This window comes from Streptomyces sp. NPDC026062 (genome assembly GCF_055568375.1).
Genome location: NZ_JBVHOQ010000044.1, coordinates 1 through 21,883, shown reverse-complemented (window position 1 = coordinate 21,883; position 21,883 = coordinate 1). Strand labels below are relative to the sequence as shown.

At 71.7% G+C, this 21,883-nt stretch carries 25 protein-coding genes; 15 read left to right on the top strand and 10 right to left on the bottom strand.

The features are described 5' to 3' along the window. Positions 1-65: 65 nt before the first annotated feature. Entirely contained in the window at positions 66-1,376 is a 1,311-nt protein-coding gene (locus ACZ4LX_RS31105; protein WP_467650262.1) for a hypothetical protein, read from the top strand. 155 nt (positions 1,377-1,531) lie between these two features. Here the strand turns inward: ACZ4LX_RS31105 and ACZ4LX_RS31100 are convergent, their stop codons facing one another. Together ACZ4LX_RS31100 and ypfJ are read right to left on the bottom strand one after the other, a co-directional pair. After that, positions 1,532-1,945, bottom strand: a complete 414-nt coding sequence (locus ACZ4LX_RS31100) for a VOC family protein (protein ID WP_467650239.1) — start codon at positions 1,943-1,945, stop codon at positions 1,532-1,534. Positions 1,946-2,077: 132 nt separating this feature from the next. After that, on the bottom strand, positions 2,078-2,968 hold the full coding sequence (ypfJ, locus tag ACZ4LX_RS31095; protein WP_467650241.1) for a KPN_02809 family neutral zinc metallopeptidase: 891 nt from the start codon (positions 2,966-2,968) through the stop codon (positions 2,078-2,080). A gap of 281 nt (positions 2,969-3,249) precedes the next feature. Between ypfJ and ACZ4LX_RS31090 the strand changes: the two genes are divergently transcribed. The 3 genes from ACZ4LX_RS31090 (at position 3,250) to ACZ4LX_RS31080 (ending at position 6,393) form a co-directional block, all read left to right on the top strand. Next, positions 3,250-4,848 (top strand): ABC-F family ATP-binding cassette domain-containing protein, encoded by a 1,599-nt coding sequence (locus ACZ4LX_RS31090; RefSeq protein WP_467650242.1) that lies wholly within the window; start codon positions 3,250-3,252, stop codon positions 4,846-4,848. A gap of 386 nt (positions 4,849-5,234) precedes the next feature. Beyond that, on the top strand, positions 5,235-5,456 hold the full coding sequence (locus ACZ4LX_RS31085) for a helix-turn-helix domain-containing protein (RefSeq protein ID WP_007263382.1): 222 nt from the start codon (positions 5,235-5,237) through the stop codon (positions 5,454-5,456). A gap of 145 nt (positions 5,457-5,601) precedes the next feature. Beyond that, the gene (locus ACZ4LX_RS31080) at positions 5,602-6,393 is read left to right on the top strand and encodes an enoyl-CoA hydratase/isomerase family protein (protein ID WP_467650243.1); all 792 of its coding nucleotides are present in this window, start codon (positions 5,602-5,604) and stop codon (positions 6,391-6,393) included. Between the two features lie 57 nt (positions 6,394-6,450). On the opposite strand, the gene ACZ4LX_RS31075 is transcribed toward ACZ4LX_RS31080, so the two are convergent. Then, on the bottom strand, positions 6,451-7,170 hold the full coding sequence (locus ACZ4LX_RS31075) for a hypothetical protein (RefSeq protein ID WP_467650244.1): 720 nt from the start codon (positions 7,168-7,170) through the stop codon (positions 6,451-6,453). A gap of 92 nt (positions 7,171-7,262) precedes the next feature. Here ACZ4LX_RS31075 and ACZ4LX_RS31070 point away from each other — a divergent pair, with 92 nt between their 5' ends. Genes ACZ4LX_RS31070 through amaP form a run of 5 tightly spaced genes read left to right on the top strand, consistent with a single transcriptional unit; the run spans position 7,263 to position 9,606 of the window. Continuing rightward, positions 7,263-7,757: an Asp23/Gls24 family envelope stress response protein gene (locus tag ACZ4LX_RS31070; protein WP_467650245.1), complete on the top strand. Its 495-nt coding sequence runs from the start codon at positions 7,263-7,265 to the stop codon at positions 7,755-7,757. 31 nt (positions 7,758-7,788) lie between these two features. Beyond that, complete coding sequence (locus ACZ4LX_RS31065) at positions 7,789-7,980, top strand: hypothetical protein (protein ID WP_467650246.1); 192 nt, start codon at positions 7,789-7,791, stop codon at positions 7,978-7,980. Further along, entirely contained in the window at positions 7,977-8,339 is a 363-nt protein-coding gene (locus ACZ4LX_RS31060) for an Asp23/Gls24 family envelope stress response protein (protein WP_467650247.1), read from the top strand. The genes ACZ4LX_RS31065 and ACZ4LX_RS31060 overlap by 4 nt, the downstream gene beginning before the upstream one ends. Continuing rightward, positions 8,336-9,022, top strand: a complete 687-nt coding sequence (locus ACZ4LX_RS31055; protein WP_467650248.1) for a DUF6286 domain-containing protein — start codon at positions 8,336-8,338, stop codon at positions 9,020-9,022. Before ACZ4LX_RS31060 ends, ACZ4LX_RS31055 begins: the two co-directional genes overlap by 4 nt. 5 nt (positions 9,023-9,027) lie before the next feature. Further along, positions 9,028-9,606 carry an alkaline shock response membrane anchor protein AmaP gene (amaP, locus tag ACZ4LX_RS31050; RefSeq protein WP_467650249.1) on the top strand — a complete coding sequence of 193 codons (579 nt, stop codon included), beginning with the start codon at positions 9,028-9,030 and terminating at the stop codon, positions 9,604-9,606. Between the two features lie 113 nt (positions 9,607-9,719). Here amaP and ACZ4LX_RS31045 read toward each other — a convergent pair whose 3' ends face one another. From ACZ4LX_RS31045 to ACZ4LX_RS31020, 6 genes are all read right to left on the bottom strand, one after another. After that, entirely contained in the window at positions 9,720-10,475 is a 756-nt protein-coding gene (locus ACZ4LX_RS31045) for an SDR family oxidoreductase (protein WP_467650250.1), read from the bottom strand. A 4-nt stretch (positions 10,476-10,479) separates the two neighbouring features. Then, entirely contained in the window at positions 10,480-12,291 is a 1,812-nt protein-coding gene (locus tag ACZ4LX_RS31040; protein ID WP_467650251.1) for a glycoside hydrolase family 15 protein, read from the bottom strand. A 141-nt stretch (positions 12,292-12,432) separates the two neighbouring features. Then, a complete protein-coding gene (locus ACZ4LX_RS31035; RefSeq protein ID WP_467650263.1) occupies positions 12,433-13,233 on the bottom strand; it encodes an SURF1 family cytochrome oxidase biogenesis protein in 801 nt (266 codons plus the stop codon). A 69-nt stretch (positions 13,234-13,302) separates the two neighbouring features. Beyond that, entirely contained in the window at positions 13,303-13,536 is a 234-nt protein-coding gene (locus ACZ4LX_RS31030) for a hypothetical protein (protein ID WP_073735263.1), read from the bottom strand. Between the two features lie 63 nt (positions 13,537-13,599). Then, positions 13,600-14,604: a DEDDh family exonuclease gene (locus ACZ4LX_RS31025; RefSeq protein WP_467650252.1), complete on the bottom strand. Its 1,005-nt coding sequence runs from the start codon at positions 14,602-14,604 to the stop codon at positions 13,600-13,602. Between the two features lie 29 nt (positions 14,605-14,633). Then, a complete protein-coding gene (locus ACZ4LX_RS31020) occupies positions 14,634-15,311 on the bottom strand; it encodes a TetR/AcrR family transcriptional regulator (RefSeq protein WP_467650253.1) in 678 nt (225 codons plus the stop codon). A 112-nt stretch (positions 15,312-15,423) separates the two neighbouring features. Between ACZ4LX_RS31020 and ACZ4LX_RS31015 the strand changes: the two genes are divergently transcribed. The 6 genes from ACZ4LX_RS31015 (at position 15,424) to ACZ4LX_RS30990 (ending at position 21,126) form a co-directional block, all read left to right on the top strand. Then, on the top strand, positions 15,424-16,224 hold the full coding sequence (locus tag ACZ4LX_RS31015) for an acetoacetate decarboxylase family protein (protein ID WP_467650254.1): 801 nt from the start codon (positions 15,424-15,426) through the stop codon (positions 16,222-16,224). Next, on the top strand, positions 16,221-17,105 hold the full coding sequence (locus tag ACZ4LX_RS31010) for an SDR family NAD(P)-dependent oxidoreductase (protein ID WP_467650255.1): 885 nt from the start codon (positions 16,221-16,223) through the stop codon (positions 17,103-17,105). The genes ACZ4LX_RS31015 and ACZ4LX_RS31010 overlap by 4 nt, the downstream gene beginning before the upstream one ends. A 17-nt stretch (positions 17,106-17,122) precedes the next feature. Then, a complete protein-coding gene (locus tag ACZ4LX_RS31005; protein ID WP_467650256.1) occupies positions 17,123-18,403 on the top strand; it encodes an amidohydrolase family protein in 1,281 nt (426 codons plus the stop codon). Continuing rightward, positions 18,397-19,626, top strand: a complete 1,230-nt coding sequence (locus tag ACZ4LX_RS31000) for an amidohydrolase family protein (protein WP_467650264.1) — start codon at positions 18,397-18,399, stop codon at positions 19,624-19,626. The genes ACZ4LX_RS31005 and ACZ4LX_RS31000 overlap by 7 nt, the downstream gene beginning before the upstream one ends. Before the next feature lie 49 nt (positions 19,627-19,675). Continuing rightward, positions 19,676-20,389, top strand: coding sequence for a VIT1/CCC1 transporter family protein (locus ACZ4LX_RS30995; protein WP_467650257.1), 714 nt, complete (start codon positions 19,676-19,678; stop codon positions 20,387-20,389). A gap of 437 nt (positions 20,390-20,826) precedes the next feature. Continuing rightward, a complete protein-coding gene (locus ACZ4LX_RS30990) occupies positions 20,827-21,126 on the top strand; it encodes a hypothetical protein (protein ID WP_467650258.1) in 300 nt (99 codons plus the stop codon). A gap of 172 nt (positions 21,127-21,298) precedes the next feature. Here the strand turns inward: ACZ4LX_RS30990 and ACZ4LX_RS30985 are convergent, their stop codons facing one another. After that, on the bottom strand, positions 21,299-21,709 hold the full coding sequence (locus ACZ4LX_RS30985; protein WP_467650259.1) for a hypothetical protein: 411 nt from the start codon (positions 21,707-21,709) through the stop codon (positions 21,299-21,301). Positions 21,710-21,883: the final 174 nt, after the last annotated feature.

Sequence of the window (21,883 nt, the reverse complement as noted above, 5' to 3'; positions counted from 1 at the left end):
GTACCCCGCGCGACTCCAGGCTGCGACTTGTCCGCCCGCGACCCCTCGCCACCGCTCGCAAGGCCGTGACCACCCGGCGCACCAGGCCGGCGCCCCGCCCGCCCGAGGGCACCCCGCCCAGGGCGGAACTGGCCCGCCAGGCCAGGGCCGCTCTCGCCGACGCCGTACGGATCGCCCGCTGGGCGGCCGGCGGTGCGAGCTCCGGCACACCTCCACTGGCCGCCCAGGCGCTCGAACGGGCAGCGGCCGCACTTGAACTCTCCCCGGCCCAGGTGAGTTCCGGCTGGGACCGGGCCAGGCTCGCCGGACTCGTGGAACTGCACGGGGACACCGCCCGCCCCGGCTGGCGGCTGCGTGCCTGGGACCGCGACGACTCCGCCGTGCTCCGAGGCTGGGTGGCGCTGTTCGACGCCTGGTCGCTCGTCCACCCCGCACCGCGGGACATCGAGTCCACCGCCGTCGCCGAGGCCGTCGAGGCCGTGCCCCAGGTGCTCTCCCTCCTCCAGCTCTCGGCGGGCCCGGTCACCGTGCCCGCCCTCCTGGACCTGCTCGGCCAGCGCGTGGCGGAACTGCACGAGGAGCGCTGCGAGGTCCCGTACGGGCCCCAGGTGCTGCCCGCGCCCGCCGCACCCGCGCCCACCGCCCATCCCGCAGCGCTGGTCGCACTCCTGCTGGACTGGGCTCTGGAGGGGCTGGCCGCGGTCGGCGCCCTCACCCTCGGCGCCGGGACCGCGACCCTGACCCCGCTCGGCAACTGGGCGGTCTGGGTCAAACTGGAACAGATCTGCGTCGCCGCCCAGAGCCCCGCCGGGAACATCGAGCAGTCCGCCGCCGACATGCTGCTCGGCTGCGCCCGCCTCACCCCCGGACCGGCCCGCGCCGAATACCGCGCCTGGCTCGCCGCCCGCCCCGTCGGCAGCGCCGTCGCCGAACTCCTCGGCGTGGCCCGGGGCGAGGACGCCCTGCTGCGCGGGCTCGCCTTCGAGGCGCTCCGTGTCGTCGGCGCACCGGCGGAGCCCGAGGTGCGGTCCGTCGTCGCCGATCCGTCGCTGCGCCCCTACGCGCTGCTCTGGCTCGCGGAGTACGACGGGGCCGATCCCGAGGACGCGCAGGAGGTCCTCAGCCGGGAGGAGGCCACCTGGCTCTGGGTCGACACCGCGGCGGCCGTGGCCGACCACGGCGAGACGGGACTGCTGGTCCGCCACCTCGACTCGGCGGTGCAGGGCACGGTCCCCGCGCTGCTGGACGAGGTACGGGCCGTCGGCCACCCGCGCACCGTCCAGGTCCTGGTGGCCCTGGCCGCCGCGCACCCCGACCCCGCACTCGCCAAGGCGGTCCGCAAGGCGGCCTTCCAGGTCCACACCGGCGGAGCCTGAAACGGGCCGGGCCGGGCCCGGTTCACCGCCGAACGGCCACGGGCCGCACCCCGGGGGAGCTCATCCGTCCCTCTGGGCAGCCCATCCCCCCGAGGTGGATGGGCTCCCGTTCGGCCCGCCGCCCCGGAGGCGTACGTCCCGAAGCCGGGTCCCGCTCAGCCCGCCGCCCCCGGGGCGTACGTCCCGAAGCTCCACACATTGCCCTCCGCGTCCCGGGCCATGTACTCCCGGGATCCGTAGTCCTGGTCGGTCGGGGGCATCAGGACCTCCACCCCGTGCTCCACGGCCCGCGCGTGGTGGGCGTCGACCTCGTCGACCACGACGTAGACGCCGGCCGGCCCCGCTCCCCGCATCGCCGTGGCGAAGACGCCGTCGCGGCCCCTGGAGCCCAGCATCACTCTGCCGTTCCCGCAGGACAGCTCCGCGTGCGTCACCGTGCCGTCCTCGCCCTCGTGGACCGCTTCCTCGGTGAAGCCGAGGCCTTGGGTCAGCGTTCTGATCGCGGCCTTCGCGTCGTCGTACAGGATCGTCGGAAAGACCGTCGGAGCGGCCTTTGTCGCGTCTGCCATCGTGCTCAGCCCCTTCTCCCGCTTCTCCTGCCGCGCCGGACCCCGTAGGGCCCGCATGTGATCTGCGTCTCAGTCTTCCACCGGGCGCCGGCCGTGCCCTGCGCGGCGCGGGGCCGGTGCCGTGCGCGCAGGTCAGCGGAGTGTGTCGCAGTCGGCCATGTCGCCACTGCGGAAGCCGGTGGTGAACCACTGCTGACGCTGTGCGGCCGAGCCGTGTGTCCAGGACTCCGGGGTGACCCGGCCCTGGAACCTCTCCTGGATCCGGTCGTCCCCGACCGAGGCGGCCGCGTCGAGCCCGTCCCGGATGTCCGCCCGGGTGAGCTCGGTGATCAGTGGCCGGCCGGTCGACTCGTCGGGCGTGGTCGTCGCGTGGTTCGCCCAGACTCCGGCGTAGCAGTCCGCCTGGAGTTCCACCTTCACCGCGTTGCTGTTCTCGCCGGTCCGCCCGTCCTGCGCGCGGGCCAGGGTCCCCATCTGGTTCTGGATATGGTGTCCGTACTCGTGCGCGACGACGTACGCCTCGGCGAACGGTCCGCCGCTCGACCCGAACGTGGTCCGCAGCTCGTCGAAGAAGCCCAGGTCCAGATAGACCTGCCGGTCGCCGGGACAGTAGAACGGCCCCACGGCCGAGGTCGCGGAGCCGCAGGCCGTGCTGACCCGGTCGGTGAACAGGACCGTGCGGGCGCCCCCGTACGTGGCGTCGCGCCGCTGGAACTCCTGGCCCCAGTAGTCCTGCACGCTGTTGACCACCGCGACCGTCCGGCAGTCGTCCTTGGTGTTGGCGTCCCGGCCGGTCCGGCAGTCCTGCTCGACCTGTGCGGCCGACGAGGCGGTCGCGGTCGTGCCCGAATCGCCGGAGGAGAGTCCGAGCTGATCGGGCCCGACCCCGAAGAGCAGCCCCAGGATCAGTGCGATGACCCCTGCGATCCCGCCGCCCACGGTGGCCCTGCCGCCCGGAACGCGGCTGCCACGCGTGTCCCGGACCTCGGACGTGTCCAGACCGGCGTCGTCGTCGAACCGCATGGCACCACCCTCTGCTCCGCGCGCGGCTGCCACACAGCCATACGCCGAGTATCGGATAATTCACACCGCAATGCCCGTTTTTTTCTGAAGTGAGGGAGCGGGCCGGGCGCACAGGGTCGACTTTCGGCAATCGCGGCAGGAGCGGGCGGGAAAGTGGTTGGACACCGCCAGTAGACTGGTTCCCATGGCAATTCTCCTTGTGCGTGTGCGTGAGTAACGGCGTCGAGTCGTGAATCGCTAGCCGTTCCTCCGCCGTCCATACCGCTCTGGAGTTTTTCCCCTTGATCACCGCTTCCGGCATCGAGCTGCGCGCCGGCGCCCGCATGCTCATCGAATCCGCCTCCTTCCGTATCGCCAAGGGCGACCGCATTGGCCTCGTCGGCCGCAACGGGGCCGGCAAGACCACCCTCACCAAGTGTCTCGCGGGCGAGGGCACCCCCGCCGCCGGCACCATCACCCGCTCCGGCGAGGTGGGCTACCTCCCGCAGGACCCGCGCACCGGCGACCTCGACGTACTCGCCCGGGACCGCGTCCTGTCCGCCCGCGGTCTCGACGAGATCCTGCGCAGGATGCGGGAGAACGAGGAGCGGATGGCGAACGGCAAGGGCGCCACCCGCGAGAAGGCGATGAAGAAGTACGAGCGCCTGGAGACGGAGTTCCTCACCAAGGGCGGATACGCGGCCGAGGCCGAAGCGGCCACCATCGCCGCGGCCCTCAGCCTCCCCGACCGGGTGCTCGCCCAGCCGCTCCACACGCTCTCCGGTGGTCAGCGACGCCGTGTCGAGCTGGCGCGGATCCTCTTCTCGGACGCCGACACCCTGCTCCTCGACGAGCCCACCAACCACCTCGACGCGGACTCGATCGTCTGGCTGCGCGACTACCTCAAGAACTACCGCGGCGGCTTCGTCGTGATCTCCCACGATGAAGAGCTGGTCGAGACCGTCGTCAACAAGGTCTTCTACCTCGACGCCAACCGCTCGCAGATCGACGTCTACAACATGGGCTGGAAGCTCTACCAGCAGCAGCGCGAGGCCGACGAGAAGCGCCGCAAGCGCGAGCGGCAGAACGCCGAGAAGAAGGCCGCGACGCTCAACGCCCAGGCCGACAAGATGCGCGCCAAGGCGACCAAGACCGTGGCCGCGCAGAACATGGCCAAGCGTGCCGACCGGCTGCTCTCCGGCCTGGAGGCCGTCCGGGTCTCCGACAAGGTCGCCAAGCTGCGCTTCCCCGACCCCGCTCCGTGCGGCAGGACCCCGCTGATGGCCGAGGGCCTCTCCAAGTCCTACGGGTCGCTGGAGATCTTCACCGATGTCGACCTCGCGATCGACAAGGGCTCCCGGGTCGTCATCCTCGGCCTCAACGGGGCCGGCAAGACCACGCTGCTCCGGCTCCTCGGCGGCGCGGAGAAGCCGGACACCGGCGACATCGTCGAGGGTCACGGGCTGAAGCTCGGCTACTACGCCCAGGAGCACGAGACCCTCGACCCGGACCGCACCGTCCTGGAGAACATGCGCTCCGCCGCACCCGACCTCGACCTGGTCGCGGTCCGCAAGACGCTCGGTTCGTTCCTCTTCTCCGGGGACGACGTCGACAAGCCCGCCGGGGTGCTCTCCGGCGGCGAGAAGACCCGTCTGGCCCTGGCGACGCTGGTCGTCTCCTCCGCCAACGTGCTGCTGCTCGACGAGCCCACCAACAACCTCGACCCGGCCAGCCGCGAGGAGATCCTCGGCGCGCTGCGTACGTACAAGGGCGCGGTCGTCCTCGTCACGCACGACGAGGGTGCGGTCGAGGCGCTCCAGCCCGAGCGCATCATCCTGCTGCCGGACGGCGTCGAGGACCTGTGGGGCGCCGATTACCGGGACCTGGTCTCGCTGGCCTGACCCGTGGCGGTCGCCGTGCGCCGGCTCCGCGCACGGCGACCGCATCCCGGCCGCCGAGGCCCGCTGATCCACTCGCGCTGGATCATTCGGCCTACGGGTGATCCACCATCTGTGTGAGGACGTCTCGTACCCCGGCGCGGCACCCGGCGGATGGCTGCCGGGTGCACGCATGAGGGGCCCCGCTTCCGGTGCGGCCCTGACCTGGACGTTCCTCCGGTGTTGTTCTCCCGTTGGCTCGACGGCCCTACGGAATGCTTGATTCCGATCGTGTAGGTGCCTTCCTGGGCCCTCGGTCCGCTTGCACGGACCTTGCCGAATGGGTGGCCAGGACGGCCCCGAGGGGTGATCATGAGAGTCCAGAGCGCACTTCCCATGAGGAGGCACGGGTGGCCGAGACTCTGAAGAAGGGCAGCCGGGTAACCGGCGCCGCGCGCGACAAGCTCGCGGCAGACCTGAAGAAGAAGTACGACTCCGGTGCGAGCATCCGGGCGTTGGCCGAGGAAACCGGCCGCTCCTATGGATTCGTTCACCGGATGCTCAGCGAGTCCGGAGTGACGCTGCGGGGACGTGGCGGCGCGACACGAGGCAAGAAGGCCGCGGCGGCCTGAGCCGCGGATCGGGACCGGTCGCAGGACCTGTCCCGGGGCTCACCGGTTCGGCAGTGGCCACCCGGTCGATCGTGCGGTCGATCGGGTGGTTACTGTTCAGTCACTTAGCTTCATGTGCTGACTGCACCCGATCCGGAGGCGCTCCATGACCTCGCTCGACACTGTGCTCGACAAGGACGGCGTACGACTCACCGTCGACGACGCGGTTGCCACGGTGACCCTCACCAATCCGGCCAAGCGCAACGCTCAGTCCCCCGCTCTGTGGCGGGCGTTGACAGAGGCCGGACGGGCCCTGCCCGGCAGTGTGCGGGTCGTCGTGCTGCGCGGCGAAGGTGTGTCCTTCTCCGCCGGTCTCGACCGTCAGGCGTTCACCCCCGAGGGGTTCGACGGTGAGCCGTCGTTCCTCGACATGGGGCGCGGCCCGGAGGCCGAGCTCGACGCGGTCATCGCCGAGTACCAGGAGGCGTTCACCTGGTGGCGCCGCAACGACATCGTGTCGATCGCGGCCGTCCAGGGACACGCCATCGGCGCGGGCTTCCAGCTCGCCCTCGCCTGCGATCTGCGGATCGTCGCCGAGGACGTGCAGTTCGCCATGCGCGAGACCAGCCTCGGGCTGGTGCCCGACCTCACCGGTACGCACCCCCTGGTGCACCTGGTGGGGTACGCGCGCGCGCTCGAAATCTGCGCCACCGGCCGCTACGTGCACGCCGAAGAGGCCGGCCGCACCGGCCTGGCCAACCTCGTGGTGCCCGCCGCGGAGCTCGAAGGAGCCGCCCGTGATCTGGCCGGCGCCCTGATCGCCGCCCCGCGCGACGCCGTCATCGAGACGAAGGCCCTGCTGAGCGGTGCCGTCTCCCGTACGTACGAGGAGCAGCGCGCCGCCGAGCGTGCCGCGCAGGGGCGTCGGCTGCGTGACCTCTCGGGCACGGCCGACTGACATCCCGACCCGCCGCAGACGCCGCACCGGACGTCCCGAGCGGGGCCCGGTGCCGCGTCAGCCGTTCTGCGGGGCCCCGGGCCCCGGTCCCGCCGTCACCGCGGTGACCAGCACCGCGACCGGCGGATGCCCGTCGACCGCCTCCGCCACCGCCGTCCGCACCGCACGGGCCACGTCCAGCGTCCGGTGGCCGCCGTCCGTCGCCAGCTCGACCCGTACGTGATCCGCGCCCGTGTGCACGGACGCGCCCAGCACCCGCGTCAGCGTCGCGACCCCCGTCACTCCAGCGGCCGCACGGCCTGCCGCGCCCTCCGGCTCCGCCGGGCGTACCTCCGCAGGGGGCGCCTCGGCCCGTTCCGGCTCGGCGTCCAGCAGCTCCGTCACCCGGACATCGACCTCGTCGACCGCGAGCCCCAGCCGCCGCGCGGCCGCCGTCAGCAGGGCCGAGCGCAGCGCCGCGGCGGCGTCCGGAATCGGCTGGTGCGCCGTAGCGGCCACGGTGGCCTCGATCCGCAGCGGGCCCGGCGGCAGGGCACTCGGGGGCGGCGGCACCTGAGGGGCGGGAGCCGTGTCGGCATCGGCCACGCCGATCCGCAGCTCCAGCAGCACCGGACCGGGCCCGTCCACCGCACGGCGCAGCGCGCCGACCGCGGCCCGTTCCGAGATCCAGGCCCCGTCCGCCGGACCGCCCAGCGGGAGCAGCCTTCCCAGGCCGAGCCGTTGCCGGACCGCGGCCGTCCATCCTTGGGCCCTGTGCGAGCCGTCAGCCGTCGTCATCTCTCCACCCTGCCGCATCCATGGCGCGAGACCGGGCAAGCGCACTTAATGTGGGCAAGGAAGTCCAATCTGTCCCGAAGGGAAGAACGGCGATGACCGACACCCCACAGCGGAACCGGCCCGAAGGCCTCGACAAGGACTCGGCCGGCAGCGACAGCAGGAGCGGCCAGCTGACCAAGCGCGGCGGGGGAGCCCCCGGCACCCGCGGCCGTACGACGATCGCCGACGGAGTCGTCGAGAAGATCGCCGGCATGGCGGCGCGCGACGTGGTCGGTGTGCACGCGATGGGCAGCGGCCTCTCACGGACGTTCGGAGCGGTGCGCGACCGCGTCCCCGGCGGCTCGAAGTCCGTCACCCGAGGCGTGAAGGCCGAGGTCGGCGAGTCCCAGACGGCCCTCGATCTGGAGATCGTCGTCGACTACGGCGTGTCGATCGCCGACGTCGCCCGCGATGTGCGGGAGAACGTTGTCGCGGCGGTCGAGCGGATGACGGGTCTCGAAGTCATCGAGGTCAACATCGCGGTCAGCGATGTGAAGCTGCCCGACGAGGAGGACGACGAGGACCAGTCCGAGCCACGTGTCCAGTAGTCCTCCCGTCAAAGGCAGTTGAGGAGCGCAGATGAGCATGGCTGTGGCCGGCATGGTGGCCGGCATGGCGCTCGGGTTCGCCGGGTACTTCGGCGGGTTCGGTGCCTTTCTGCTCGTGGCCGCCCTGGGAGCGATCGGTTTCATCGCCGGTCGCTTCCTCGACGGTGACCTGGAGCCCGGCGACTTCTTCCGGAGTCGCGATCGCGGCGACCGACGGCGGTGACGGCGTTGTCGGGGGCGGGCGGCCGGGTCGCCGCCGCAGAGCGCGGGGAGACCCGGATCGCCGACCGGGTCGTCGCCAAGATCGCCGCGCAGGCGGCGAAGGAGGCGGTCGACGAGCCCGCGAAGGACGCCGCGTCGCCGCGGGCCACGGTCACGGTGCACCGCGACACGGCCCGCGTACGGGTGAGTCTGGAGCTCGGATATCCGAGCGACATCGGGCGCCAGTGCGGTGCGGTGCGTCGCCGGGTCGCGGAACGGGTAGAGGCGTTGGCGGGGATGGAGGTGCCCGAAGTGGTCGTACAGGTCGAGCGCCTGCACCCCTCAGGAGCGAGCCTCGCGGCGCAGGGGAGGATCCGATGACCGAGCCCCAGAACCCGGAACACGGCACACAGCGACTGCCCACCGCCGGGCCGGTGGAGCACGGGGACGTGCTGGCACTCGACCAGTCGGCGTCGTCCGCGGCGTACGACCCGGTCCCGGCCAAGGAACGGAGCGAGGGCGGAGCTGGCCGGTTCTGGTCCGCCCGCCGCATCCCCGCCGCCGTCACCGCCCTGGTGGTCCTGGGCGGTTCCGGACTGCTTCTCTACGACGTCGCGGCGGTCCGCGCCGACCACCCGGCGATGCAGTGGCGCCGCACGCTGGCCGACGAGCTGGCCGAACGCCCCCTGGACGACGTCTGGGTGCTGACGGGCGCCTCCGTCGCGGTGGCCTTGGGGCTGTGGCTGATCGTTCTCGCGCTCACTCCCGGACTGCGTGACCTGCTGCCGATGCGCAGGGACCGCCCCGGCGTACGGGCCGGCCTCGACCGGACCGCGGCGGCCATGGTCCTGCGCGACCGGGCCGTGGAGGTGTCCGGTGTGCAGTCGGTCCGGGTCCGGATGGGCCGGAGCAAGGTGGGGGTGCGCGCCGTCTCGCACTTCCGTGAACTCGACGACGTACGGGCCGATCTGGACACCGTGCTCTCCACCGGCATCAAGGAACTCGGACTGGCCAGGCAGCCGAGCCTGTCCGTCCATGTCCGCCGTCCGGCGAGGAAGGGGTGAGGGCCATGCTCAGGACCGTCAACCGGGTACTGCTCGGTCTGGCCGGGCTGGTGTTGGTCTGCGTGGGCGGCGGAGTACTGGCCGCGGCGCTCGGGCTCTCCGTGCCGTCCTGGTGGCCCTGGTACGGCAAGCACGACGTGCTGCTCAGCGAGGCGGACCGGGACCGCTGGCGCTCCGAGGGATGGTGGTGGCCGGTCGTGATCGCGGTCCTCGCGGTCCTGGTGGTACTCGCGCTGTGGTGGCTGCTGGCCCAGTTCCGCCGGGCCCGCCTCTCCGAAATCCTCGTGGAGAGCGGCGACGGCGAGGGTGCGCTGCTGCGCGGCCGCGCCCTGGAGAGCGTGCTGGAGGGAGAGGCGGGCGCCCTGGACGGGGTGGCCCGCGCCCAGGTCGCGCTGACCGGCCGGCGCAACGCGCCGGAGGCCCGGATCCGGCTGCTGATGGAGCCGCACGCCGCGCCCGGCGAGGCGCTCGGCCGGCTGACCGACGAGGCGCTGGCCCATGCCAGGGACTCGGCCGGACTGGCGGAGCTGCCCGCCGAGGTGCGGCTGAAGGCGGTCAAACACCGGGCGGAGCGGGTGAGCTGACGGGCGGTACGCCACGTGCCGAGGGGCCGGACGGCCGCGCTCGCGCGCCGACGGCCGATGGAATCCGCCGCGAACCTCCGGCCCCTCGGCGCGCTCCGCGTTCGGCGGGTGACTCAGAAGCTGCGCCGGGACCCGCCGTCGACCGGCACCATGATGCCCGTCAGATACGAGGCCGCCGGCGAGAGCAGGAACGCCGCGGTCCGGCCGAACTCCTCCGGGGTGCCGTAGCGGCGCAGCGGGATGCGCGCCTCGTGCGCGGTGCGCGTGGCCGCCGCGTCGCCGGACAGCGCGTCCAGCTCACGTGCCCGGTCCGTGTCGATCCGGGACGGCAGCACGCCCACCACCCGGATGCCCCGCGGGCCGAGCTCGTCGGCCAGCGACTTGGCGAAGCCGGCCAGCCCCGGGCGCAGCCCGTTGGAGATGGTCAGTCCGGCGATCGGTTCGTAGACGGAGCCGGAGAGCACGAACCCGATGACCCCGCCGTCGCCGAGCGCCGCGGCCGCGGCCCGTGCCAGCCGTACCGCACCCAGGAACACCGACTCGAACGCCGACTGCCACTGTGCGTCGGTGTTGTCGGCGAGGAAGCCGGGCGCCGGACCGCCGACGCTGATGAGGATGCCGTCGAGCCGGCCGAATCCCTCCTTCGCGGACTCCATCAGCCGCTGCGCCACTTCCGGGTCGGCGTTGTCGGCGGCGAGGCCGACGGCGTCCGGGCCCAGATCGTCGGCGGCCTCGCGGACGCTCTTCTCGTCACGGCCGGTGATGATCACCTTCGCGCCGTCGGCGACCAGCGCGCGCGCCGTGGCGTTGCCCAGTCCCCGGGTCGCTCCGGTGACGATGTACACACGGTCCTTCAGTCCAAGATCCATGGCCCTATCCTGCCGTCTCGCCCCGGGCCGTGTCTTCGGCGCCCTGCGCGTCGGCCAGCGCCACCGCCGTACCGACCAGCCCGATGTGGCTGAAGGCCTGCGGGAAATTGCCGAGCTGGCGCATGGCGGCGGTGTCGTACTCCTCGGCGAGCAGCCCGACGTCGTTGCGCAGCGACAGCAGCCGTTCGAAGAGTTCGGTGGCCTCGTCGGTGCGTCCGGTCATCCGCAACGCGTCCGCCATCCAGAACGAGCAGGCGAGGAACGCGCCCTCGGTGCCCGGCAGTCCGTCGACCGCTGTGCCGTCGGTGCTGTAGCGGCGCACCAGCCCGTCGCTGCCCAGCTCGTTCAGGACGGCGTCCACCGTCCCGATGAGACGGGGGTCGTCGGGCGGGAGGAACCCGGTCCTGGCGATCAGCAGCGTCGAGGCGTCCAGGTCCCGTGAGCCGTACGACTGGGTGAAGGTGTTGCGCACCGGGTCGTACCCCTTCTCGCACACCTCCCGGTGCACCGCGTCCCGCATCGCACGCCAGCGGTCCGCGTCGCCGGACAGCGACGGGTCCTCCTCCAGGCTGCGCACCGCGCGGTCGGCCGCCACCCAGGCCATGACCTTGGAGTGCACGAAGTGGCGGCGCCGGCCCCGGATCTCCCACAGACCCTCGTCCGGTTCGCGCCAGGTGGACTCCAGGAAGCCGAGCAGGCTGAGCTGCAGGCTCCAGGCGTGCGGGGCGTCGTCCAGACCCGCGGCCCTGGCCAGCCGGAGCGAGTCGATGACCTCGCCGTACACATCGAGCTGGCGCTGGCGGACCGCGGCGTTGCCGATCCGGACCGGGGCGGAGTTCTCGTAGCCGCGCAGCCACGGCAGCTCCGCCTCGGGCAGTCTGCGCTCGCCCGCGAGCCCGTACATGATCTGGAGGTCGGCGGGGTCCCCGGCGACCGCGCGAAGCAGCCAGTTCCGCCACGCGGCGGCCTCCTCCAGATAGCCGGCCGAGGTGAGCGCGCCCAGGGTGAGGGTGGAGTCCCGCAGCCAGCAGAAGCGGTAGTCCCAGTTCCTTACGCCGCCCAGATGCTCCGGCAGCGAGGTGGTGGGGGCCGCCACGATGCCGCCGGTCGGGCCGAACGTGAGCGCCTTGAGCGTGATCAGCGACCGGATCACGGCTTCTCTGTAGGGCCCCTGGTACTTGCAGCGGGCGGACCACTCGGCCCAGTCGGACAGGGTGTTCTCCAGCGCCTCGTACGGGTCGACGAGATCGGGGCGGGGCGAGTGGGAGGGATGCCAGGTCAGGACGAAGGCCACCTGCTCGCCCTCGGAGACGCTGAAGGAGGAGCACGTGGAGAACTGCTGGCCCCAGGTCTTGACGGGCGGCTCGCTGCGCAGCCAGGCGGAATCCGGCCCCGCGACCGCCACCCGGTGGCCCTGCGAGCGGCGCATCCACGGCACGACGGAGCCGAAGTCGAAGCGCAGCCGGATCACGGACGCCATGTCGACCGTGCCGCTGATGCCCTCGATGATCCGCATCACATCGGGCTCGTGGTCGCGCTGCGGCATGAAGTCGATGACTTTGACGGTGCCGGTACGGGTCTCCCAGAACGTCTCCAGGACGAGGGAGTCACCGGCGTAGGCGCGGCGGGTGCAGGTGTCCGCGCCCTTCGGGGCAATGCGCCAGTGGCCGTTCTCCTCGTCGCCGAGGAGTGCCGCGAAGCAGGCGCCCGAGTCGAAGCGGGGAAGACAGAGCCAGTCGACAGAACCGTTCCTGCCGACCAGGGCGGCTGTCTGGAGATCGCCGATGAGGGCGTAGTCCTCGATGCGTGGGGTCACGTTGTGGCGTGTTCCCGAACCTGGCCCCCGCTAAGCAGCGACGGTGTCAGGAGAGTCGGGAGTCACCCCGGCGGTCGCCGGTCCGTGCACGGGCGCGCGGGTCCGTGCGCGCCGGCCCGTACCGCGGGCCCGTACGCGCCGTCAGGCCTTTGCCGGCTCGGGCTCCGCCGCATCGGTCTGCGCGGCGGCCTCGGCCGCCGCCGCCCGGTCGCGCTTCTCCCGGCGGGCCAGCACCACATAGCCGACCGGGACACCGGCGGCGAACAGCCACCACTGCACGGCGTACGCCATGTGCGGGCCGATGGAGCCGTCGTCGGGAGCCTCGATCAGCTCGGGGGAGTCACCCTTCGGCGCCGGTCCGGTCTGCTCGATGTAGCCGCCCAGCACCGGCCGGGACAGGAGCTCCGCTTGCTGTGCGCTGTTGATCAGCATCACCTGGCGGTCCGGCAGATCCGAGATGTCCTTGATGCCGCTGCTGCCCGTCGTCTCGTCGGCCTTGAGCCGCCCGGTGACGGTCACCTCGCCCTTGGGCACGGCCGGCACGTCGGGGAAGGCGTGCTGGTCGGCGGCGGACGGGACCCAGCCGCGGTTGATCATGACCGTGCCGCCGCCCTTGAGATCGAACGGGATCAGCACATGGACGCCGATGGAGCCGTCGGTCGCGGTCCTGCGCCGTACGACGACCTCGTGCTTCTCGTCGTACGTCCCGGTGGCCGTCACCGCACGCCAGTAGTCCGAGCGGGGAACGACGTGACCGGGGGAGGTGAGCCCGGCGACCGGGACGGGGTCCGCCTTGAGATTGCGCGAGATCAGGGCGTTCTGCGCGACCTTGTGCTCGTGCCGGTGCAGCTGCCAGAAGCCCAGCTCGACCATCGTCGGAATCAGGACGAGGGCGATGAGGGCGAGAATCAGCCACTGCCGGGTCAACAGGAAGCGGTACACCCCATGACGGTACAACTGCGTCATGGGGTGCATCGCGGAGGGGTGGGGGCAAGGGGCGGCGCCCGGCGCTCAGACTTTGTCGATGATGCCCACCTTTCCCTCCGCGCGGGCGCAGTGACCGCCGCAGAACCAGTGTCCGTCGACCTCGACGCCCTGGCCGATGACCTGGACCCGGCAGTGCTCACAGATGGGCGCCATCCGGTGGATGGCGCAGGAGAAGCAGTCGAAGACATGAATCGCGCCCTGCGCGTGCACTTCGAAGGACATCCCGTAGTCGTTTCCGCATACCTCGCAACGTGCCATGCGCCACAGGGTGGGACGCCGGGGCTGCGACGGGCGAGCGGCGGGCGGGCGAGTCGCCCCGGTTCACTCCGATGACGGCGTGGGCGCCGGCACCTTCTTCGCCGGGGCCACGTCCCGCAGGAGATGCGTGAACGCGCTCTCCTCCAGGATCGGTGTGCCGAACGACTTCGCCTTGACCGTCTTCGACGTCGCCGCGTCCGGGTCGTTGGTGACGAGCAGGCTCGTCAGCCGGGACACGCTCGTCGCCACGTGCAGCCCCGCCTCCACGGCCCGGTCCTCCAGGAGCTCGCGGTCGATCGAGGTGTCCCCGGAGAACGCCACCCGCATGCCCTGCATGAGGGGTTTGTCCTTCTCGTACCGTCCCGGATTCGGATACGGGCAGGCCGGGCGCTTGCGTGAGGGGCGCCAGCTGTTCTGCCCGCTGTACGAGGACTGGTAGCCGACCCGAGGCGTGACGGGGGAGTCCGACCACTCCGTCAGCGGACGGCACTCCAGCAGCGGCAGCCGCATTCCGCCCCGCGCCGCCGCGTGCAGGCTCGGGCGGAATGCCTCGGCCAGCACCCGGGCGTCGTCCAGCGCGTGGTGCGCGTGCTGCTGCACCACGCCGAAGTGCGCGGCCAGCGACTCCAGCTTGTGGTTGGGCAGCGGCAGCCGCAGCTCCTTGGCGAGCGCGATGGTGCACAGCCGCTGCTGGACGGGGGCGGTCACCGAGGCCCGCGCGTACTCCCGGGCGAGCATCGACCAGTCGAAGGCGGCGTTGTGCGCGACGAGGACGCGGCCGGCGAGCCGTTCGGAGAGCTGGGCGGCCACCTCGGGGAAGAGCGGGGCGCCTTCCAGGACATCGCTCGTCAGCCCGTGGATCCAGACGGGGCCGGGGTCGCGCTCCGGGTTGACGAGGGTGTACCAGTGGTCCTCGACGTTGCCCTGCGCGTCCAGTCGGTAGACGGCGGCGGAGATTATCCGGTCGTCCCGTGCGAGTCCGGTGGTCTCCACGTCGACGACCGCGTACCCCTGCGGGTAGGCGGTCGGCCACGGTGCTGCGGTCTGGCGGTCGTCGAGCATGGTCACAGAGAATACGGGCCGCCACCGACAGTCCCCTATTCGGCCGTCACTCCCGGTCCGCCCCGGGCCGCCCCGGGCCGGTCCGCCCGGCTTCCGCAGCCGGCCAGCAGCCCGTCCACCAGGGCCCGTACGGAGGCGGCGAACAGCCGGTCCGGGTCGGCGGGCCGGGCGAGCGCCCTGGCCAGTGCCGGATCGTCGTCCGCCGTGGAGAGGGACCACAGATCGCCCTCCGCGGGCGACTGGACTGGGGACCGCTCCCGGTTGCGCTCGACGAGCAGGAAGCCGACGGTGTGGAACTGCACCGCCCGTACCGCCTCCGCCGCCCGTGCGCCGCGCAGCCCCGCTGAGTGGACCTCGTGGACGAGCGCCCGCTGGGCCGGCAGGAACATCTGTTCCGTCAGCCCCCGTTCGTGGACCATCGCGATCAGATGCGGGCGGGCGCGCAGTTCGCGGCGCAGCCCCCGGGCCACGGAGACGATCCGGGCGGCAGGGGTGCGGCCTGCGGGGCGCAGGGTGCCCATCTCCTGCACGGTGCGCTCGACGAGGGCGTCCAGCAGCGACTCGCGGTTGCCGACGTGCCAGTAGATCGATGTGACGGCGGTGCCCAGCTCGGCGGCCAGCTTGCGCATGGTGAGGGCCTGCGGGCCGTGCTGCCGTACGAGATCCGCAGCGGTCGCGAGGACCTCCTCACGGGTCAGCGACGATCGCGTCACAGCTCCTCCAGCATCCCGAACTCCGTTACACGCACGGCTATTTACCCTTCGCGAGCTCCGGTGTAACTGTGTTACAGAACCCGGTACGGACAACCGAGAAGGGTGGCACCGCATGGCACGTGTACGGTACGGCGCGCGCACCGAGGCCGAGATATCGGCGGCCCGCGAGGCCCGGTCCCGGCTCCCCGACATCTGGTCCACCGGCGTGAGTGCCGTCTGGGAGAGCGACCCCGACGCGGTGGCGGCCGTCCTCCCGCCGCCGCTGAAACCCTCCGGGCGCCCGCTCGTCAGGGCGAGCATCAGCAAGGTGGACCTGCCCGGCTACCCCCTCGGCGCCGGTTCCGTCGCCGTCTCCGCCGTCCACGACGGGCAGGAGGGCTGGTACCCGCTGGTCATGCCGATGACCCATGAGCGGGCCCTGACCGGCGGCCGTGAGGTGTTCGGCGAGCCGAAGAAGCTCGGCGAGGTGAGCGTGGAGCGCGAGGGACTCGTCGTGCGGGCCTCGCTCGCCCGCCACGGCATCGCCTTCGTCGAGGTCCGCGGCGCGGTCGCCGAACCGCTTCCGCTGCCCGCGCCCGCCACCAAGCTCGACTTCTACTTCAAGTTCCTGCCTGCCGTGGACGGTGAGGGCTTCGACGCCGGTCCCGTCCTGATCCACTGCACCCGCCACGAGAAGGTCCGCCGGCTGGAGCGGATCACCGGCGACGTGGTGCTGCGCGAGTCCGTGTACGACCCGGTCGCCGACCTCCCCGTGCTCCGCGTCGTCGACCTCACCATCGGCGAGAAGACCAGCGACCAGCAGGGCCGGGCCGTCGAGCGCGTGAGCGCCGACGCGCTGCTGCCGTACATCCACCAGCGCTACGACGACCCGCAGCAGATCCATGACGGCCCGCCGCGGGGGAGTGTCCGATGAGGCTTCAGGAGGGACAGGTCGCCGTCGTCACCGGCGCCGCGAGCGGCATCGGCCTCGCGATGGCCCGGAGGTTCGCGGCCGAGGGGCTGAAGGTCGTGCTCGCCGACGTGGAGGAGGGCGCGCTCGACAAGGCGGCCGGTGAACTGCGCGCGGAGGGCGCACAGGTGCTGGCCCACCGCGTCGACGTCGGCGAACGCGAATCCGTTCTGGCACTCGCCGACGCCGCGTACGACACCTTCGGTGCCGTGCACGTGCTGTGCAACAACGCCGGGGTCGGCTCCGGCGCCGAGGGCCGGATGTGGGAACACGACCCCAACGACTGGAAGTGGGCCTTCGCCGTCAACGTGTGGGGCGTCTTCCACGGGATCCAGGCCTTCCTGCCCCGCATGCTGGCCGGCGGCGCGCCCGGCCACGTCGTCAACACCTCGTCCGGCGACGGCGGGATCGCCCCGCTGCCCACCGCGTCCGTGTACGCGGTCACCAAGTCCGCCGTCGTCACGATGACCGAATCGCTGTACGCCCATCTGAAGGCGGAGGGCGCGGCGGTCGGTGCCTCGGTCCTCTTCCCCGGCCCGCACATGCTGCGCACCGGACTGTGGGAGTCGCACCGCAACCGGCCCGAGCGGTACGCCAAGGAGCGCCCTCGCCGCACCCCGTACCGCAGCCTCGACCAGTGGGAGACCGCCATGAGGTCGGCGGGCCACGAGGTGGAGTTCACACCGGTGGAGGACGTCGCCGCGACCGTCGTGGACGGGATCCGCTCCGGCCGCTTCTGGATGCTGCCCGACAGCGAGCACAGCGACCGGCAGATCCGCGCCAGGTCGCGTTCGATGCTGGAGCGGTCCGACCCGTCCTACCTGGAGAACTTCATACTCGACTGAGGGGACAGGACCCAGCGATGACCCACGACGACCCGTACCTGATCATCTCCTCCGACTGCCACGCCGGACTCCCCACCGAGGAGTACCGGCCCTACCTCGACCGCCGCTACCACCGTGAGTTCGACGACTTCCTGGCCGGACGCGGGCGCCGCCGCGAGGAGATGACCCGCCTCGGCGTGCGCAACGAGGCGTTCGCCGACAAGTGGTTCCACGACAACGAGGAGGGACTGAAGGGCGGCTGGGACACCACTCAGCGTCTCAAGGAACTGGACGGCGACGGGGTGGCGGCCGAGGTCGTCTTCCCCGACGCGGACGCCGTCGACAGCCGCACCGCCGCCCCCTTCGGTGTCGGCCTCGGTCTCTCCGGCGACCAGCACCCCGAGCTGGGCATGGCCGGCGCCCAGGCGCACAACCGCTGGCTCGCCGACTTCGTCTCGCAGCACCCCGAACGCCACTGCGGAGTCGCCCTGCTGCCCGTCACCGGGGAAGTGGACCGGGTCGTCGCCGAGATCCACCGGGCGAAGGAGTCCGGCCTCGGCGCCCTGATGATCCCCTCGATGTGGGTGGACAAGGCTCCGTACCACGACCGCCGTTACGACCCCGTGTGGGCGGCCGCCGCCGAGACCGCGATGCCGGTCGTCACCCACTCCGGCGCGGCACCCCGCCACGAGTACGGCGACCACCTCGGCATCTACGTCTCCGAGGTCACCTGGTGGCCGTCCCGCCCGCTCTGGTTCCTCCTCTGGTCCGGCGCCTTCGAACGCCACCCCGGGCTGAAGTTCGGTGTCGCCGAGTCCGGCTGCTGGTGGCTGCCCAACCTCCTGTGGTTCATGGACCGGCTCTACCTCGGTGCCCACGGCGGCAAGAAGCTCTCCCCGTTCGCCGAACTCCGGCGCCCGCCGCACGAGTACCTCGACCGGCAGGTGTTCGTCTGCGCCACCAACACCAAACGCCGCGAGCTGGCCCAGCGGTACGAGATCGGCGTCGGCAACATCCTGTGGGGCAGCGACTTCCCGCACCCCGAGGGCACCTGGCCCAACACCGCGAACTGGCTGCGCGACACCTTCCACGACATCCCCGTCGCCGAGACCCGCGTGATGCTGGGCCTGGCCGCCGCCGAGGTCTTCGGCTTCGACACGGACAAGCTCGCCCCACTGGCCGCCCGTATCGGCCCCACCCCCGCCGACCTGGGCCAGAGCACCGACCAGAGCGCGGTCGAGGCATCCTGGGCCCGCTCGCGCGACGTCGGCCGGCACTGGCTGACCGACCACGACTTCCCGGTCCTGGGGGCATCGTGACGGACCGCTACACCGTCATCTCCGCGGACTGCCACGCAGGCGCCGACCTCCTCGACTACCGGCCGTACCTGGAGTCGAAGCACCACGACGACTTCGACGCCTGGGCGGCGGCCTACGTCAACCCGTACGAGGACCTGGTCGCCGACACCGCCGACCGCAACTGGAACTCGGACCGCCGCCTCGCCGAGCTGGAGGCGGACGGCATCGTCGCCGAGGTCGTCTTCCCCAACACCATCCCGCCCTTCTTCCCCTCCGCCTCCCTGATGGCCCCGGCCCCCTCCCGGCAGGAGTACGAACAGCGCTGGGCCGGCCTGCGCGCACACAACCGCTGGCTCGCCGACTTCTGCGACGCAGCGCCCGGCCGGCGGGCCGGTGTCGCCCAGATCCTCCTCAACGACCCGGCTGAGGCGGTCCGCGAGGTCCGCCGCACCAAGGAGGCGGGCCTGACCGGCGGCATCCTGCTGCCCGGCGCCCCGCCGGGCTCCGGCGTCCCGGAGCTGTACTCCGCCGCGTACGACCCGCTCTGGGCGGTCTGCGCGGAGCTGGACATCCCCGTCAACCACCACGGCGGCTCCGCGTCCCCGCCGCTGGGCGACGAACCGGCGGCCCGTGCCGTCTTCATGGTCGAGACCACCTGGTTCTCGCACCGGGCGCTGTGGCACCTGATCTTCGGCGGGGCGTTCCGCCGCCACCCCGGACTGAAACTGGTCCTCACCGAACAGGGCTCCGGCTGGATCCCCGGCATCGTGGAGATGCTCGACTACTACCACGGACGGCTGGTCGCGGCGGCGTCCCGGGCGGCCACCGCCGAGTCCAAGTTCGGTGCCGGACTCGCCGCTTCGATGGGCGCGCCCCCCAGCGAGGTCTGGCGCGAGAACTGCTACGTGGGCGCCAGCTTCATGCGGCCGCACGAGGTCCCGCTGCGCGACCGGATCGGCCTCGACAAGATCATGTGGGGCAGCGACTACCCGCACGACGAGGGCACCGCCCCGTACTCCCGGGAAGGCCTGCGGATCGCGTACGCGGGACTGCCCCCGGCCGAGATCGCGGCCATGACCGGCGGGAACGCGGCCCGCGTCTACGGATTCGACCTGACGGCGCTGGACCGGATCGCGGCGCGAGTGGGCCCGACGGTGGAGGAGATAGCCGAACCGCTGAAGGAGGTGCCGCAGGACGCCACCAGCCCCGCCTTCGCACTCGGAGGGTCGGTACGGGTCTGGTGACGCCGGGGTCTTTCGCCGCGAATGACACCAAAGGTGAGATCATCCCCGGATGACCGACACTCCCGCACACGACGAACCGCACGGCAACGGCCTGGGGGCGCGGCTCAACTGGCTGCGTGCCGCGGTCCTCGGCGCCAACGACGGTGTGGTGTCCACCGCCGGGCTCGTCGTCGGCGTCGCCGGGGCCACCGGGGACCGGGGCACGCTCCTGACGGCGGGCCTGGCCGGGCTGCTGGCCGGGTCCATGTCGATGGCCGCGGGCGAGTACGTGTCGGTCTCCACCCAGCGCGACTCGGAGAGGGCCGCGCTGGCGACGGAGAAGCGCGAGCTCCAGGACGCCCCCGAGGCGGAACTCGTGGAGCTCACCGGTCTGTTGCAGGGCAAGGGGCTGAGCCGGGAGGTGGCCCGCGAGGCCGCCGTCCAGCTCACCGAACGCGACGCGCTGCGCGCTCACGCCGAGGTCGAGCTGGGCATCGACCCGGACGACCTGACGAACCCCTGGCACGCGGCGGGCGCCAGTTTCCTGGCGTTCACGGTGGGCGCGCTGCTCCCCCTGCTGGCGATCGTGCTGCCGCCGTCGTCGGTCCGCCTCCCGGTGACCGTGGTGTCGGTGCTCGCGGCACTGGCCCTGACGGGCTGGTGGAGCGCCCGGCTGGGCGACGCGGCGGTGGGCCGGGCGGTGCTGCGGAACATGGGCGGGGGAGCGGTGGCGATGGCCGTGACGTACGCGGCGGGGGAACTGCTGGGGGCGGCGGGGGTCTGACGGAATTTCGGGGTGTCCAGCCCAGGGGCTGCCTCGCGAAGCGGAATGTGTGCGGGGCCGCCGGGCACACGTGATGCGGCTGCCGTCCAGCCGCGTGCATCGAACGCAGGCCGGTACTTTGCGGCCGAGCGACGGCGAATCAGCCAAATCCGCAGGTAAGCCGCTACATGGCCCGCCTTCCGGACGGATGAACCACCGGGCTGTGCGAGGACACCATCGCCCGGCGAATGGGAACCGCAGGCCGCGTCGGGTCGAGCGCCTTCCATCCATGTCTGACACGCCGTGACTGCTGTTCGACATATCAGCAGGTTTCGCGCCATGTGCAGTTTGTCGCGTGGTTTCGGAAGTCCTGGTGGACAGGCTGATGATCAGGTGCGCGGTGATCGTGCACACGACGCTGTGGCACCCCGAAGTGGCACCAGGCAGAGGAGACCGCAATGAGCATGATTCTGACCGGCAAGCTGGAACTGCGCTCCACGGAACCCGTCGAGACACAGCCCGGCAATACCTCTACCTTCAACCGGGTCGACTTCCCCACCCCTTTCCCGAGCGGCTCGGACGTGATCGTGCACGCCACGACGCAGACCTTCAACGCACCCGACACTCCGGGCATCCGCATCCATGACGTGAGCGAGACCGGATTCCTCATCCGCTTCAACGAACTCTATGGCGCGGGGACCAAGTCGAACGGGGCCCACGGGCTGGAGACCGTCGGCTGGACCGCCTACACGGTCTGAGCCCGAGCAGGCGCGAAACTGGCGAGGACCCTCGGCGAGCAGGGCCTGTCCCGGGGCGGGAAGGCATCCGGCGAGCCCTCCTGAGGGACCGGGACATGGCATGCACTTCCTCCGTGTCGCTGTCGGTGACACGGAGGAAGTGAAGCCATCGGCAAGCCCGGACGTTTTCCGGTCAGCTCGGGCGCACGATCCGGCCGGGCGGAAAGAGGTCGTCCCCGACGGTCCGTGTGTCTCTGCCGACGGTGATGGTGAGACGGTCGAGAGGGGCCAGAGGGGTCAGGTCGAGGACGCCGGCGACGTCGTCGGGGGTTCCCTCGGTCCGGGGGTGGAGAGAGAGCTCGGTCAGCTCCATGAGTTCTCCCAGGGACGCAAGCTCCCCGGACAGCCGGCAGCGGAAGAGCTCCAGCCTTCTGAGCGAGGTGAAGCCGCTCAGCGCGGCCGGGTCCAGGTCGTCCAGACCGTCGAGAGTGAGCGAGTGAAGACGGTCCCGGGACGGCGCTGCGGACATGTACTGAAGCTGCGAGGAGCTTTCGATGCGAAGTTCCTCCAGTTCGGTCCACCGCTCGATTCCCTCCAGGTTCATTTCACTGAGCATTTTCAGTGTGGCCACTGATCAGGTGACGGGCCGGTGTGAGGTCGGGATGGGCAACGGACAGGGCCCAGTGCCGTTGAGGGAGGTGTTCGACGTCTCAACTCAGCAGCAATGGAGCCCTGTTGGTTCTCTATCCTGCCGCACTCGACCTGCCTCATGCGCTGG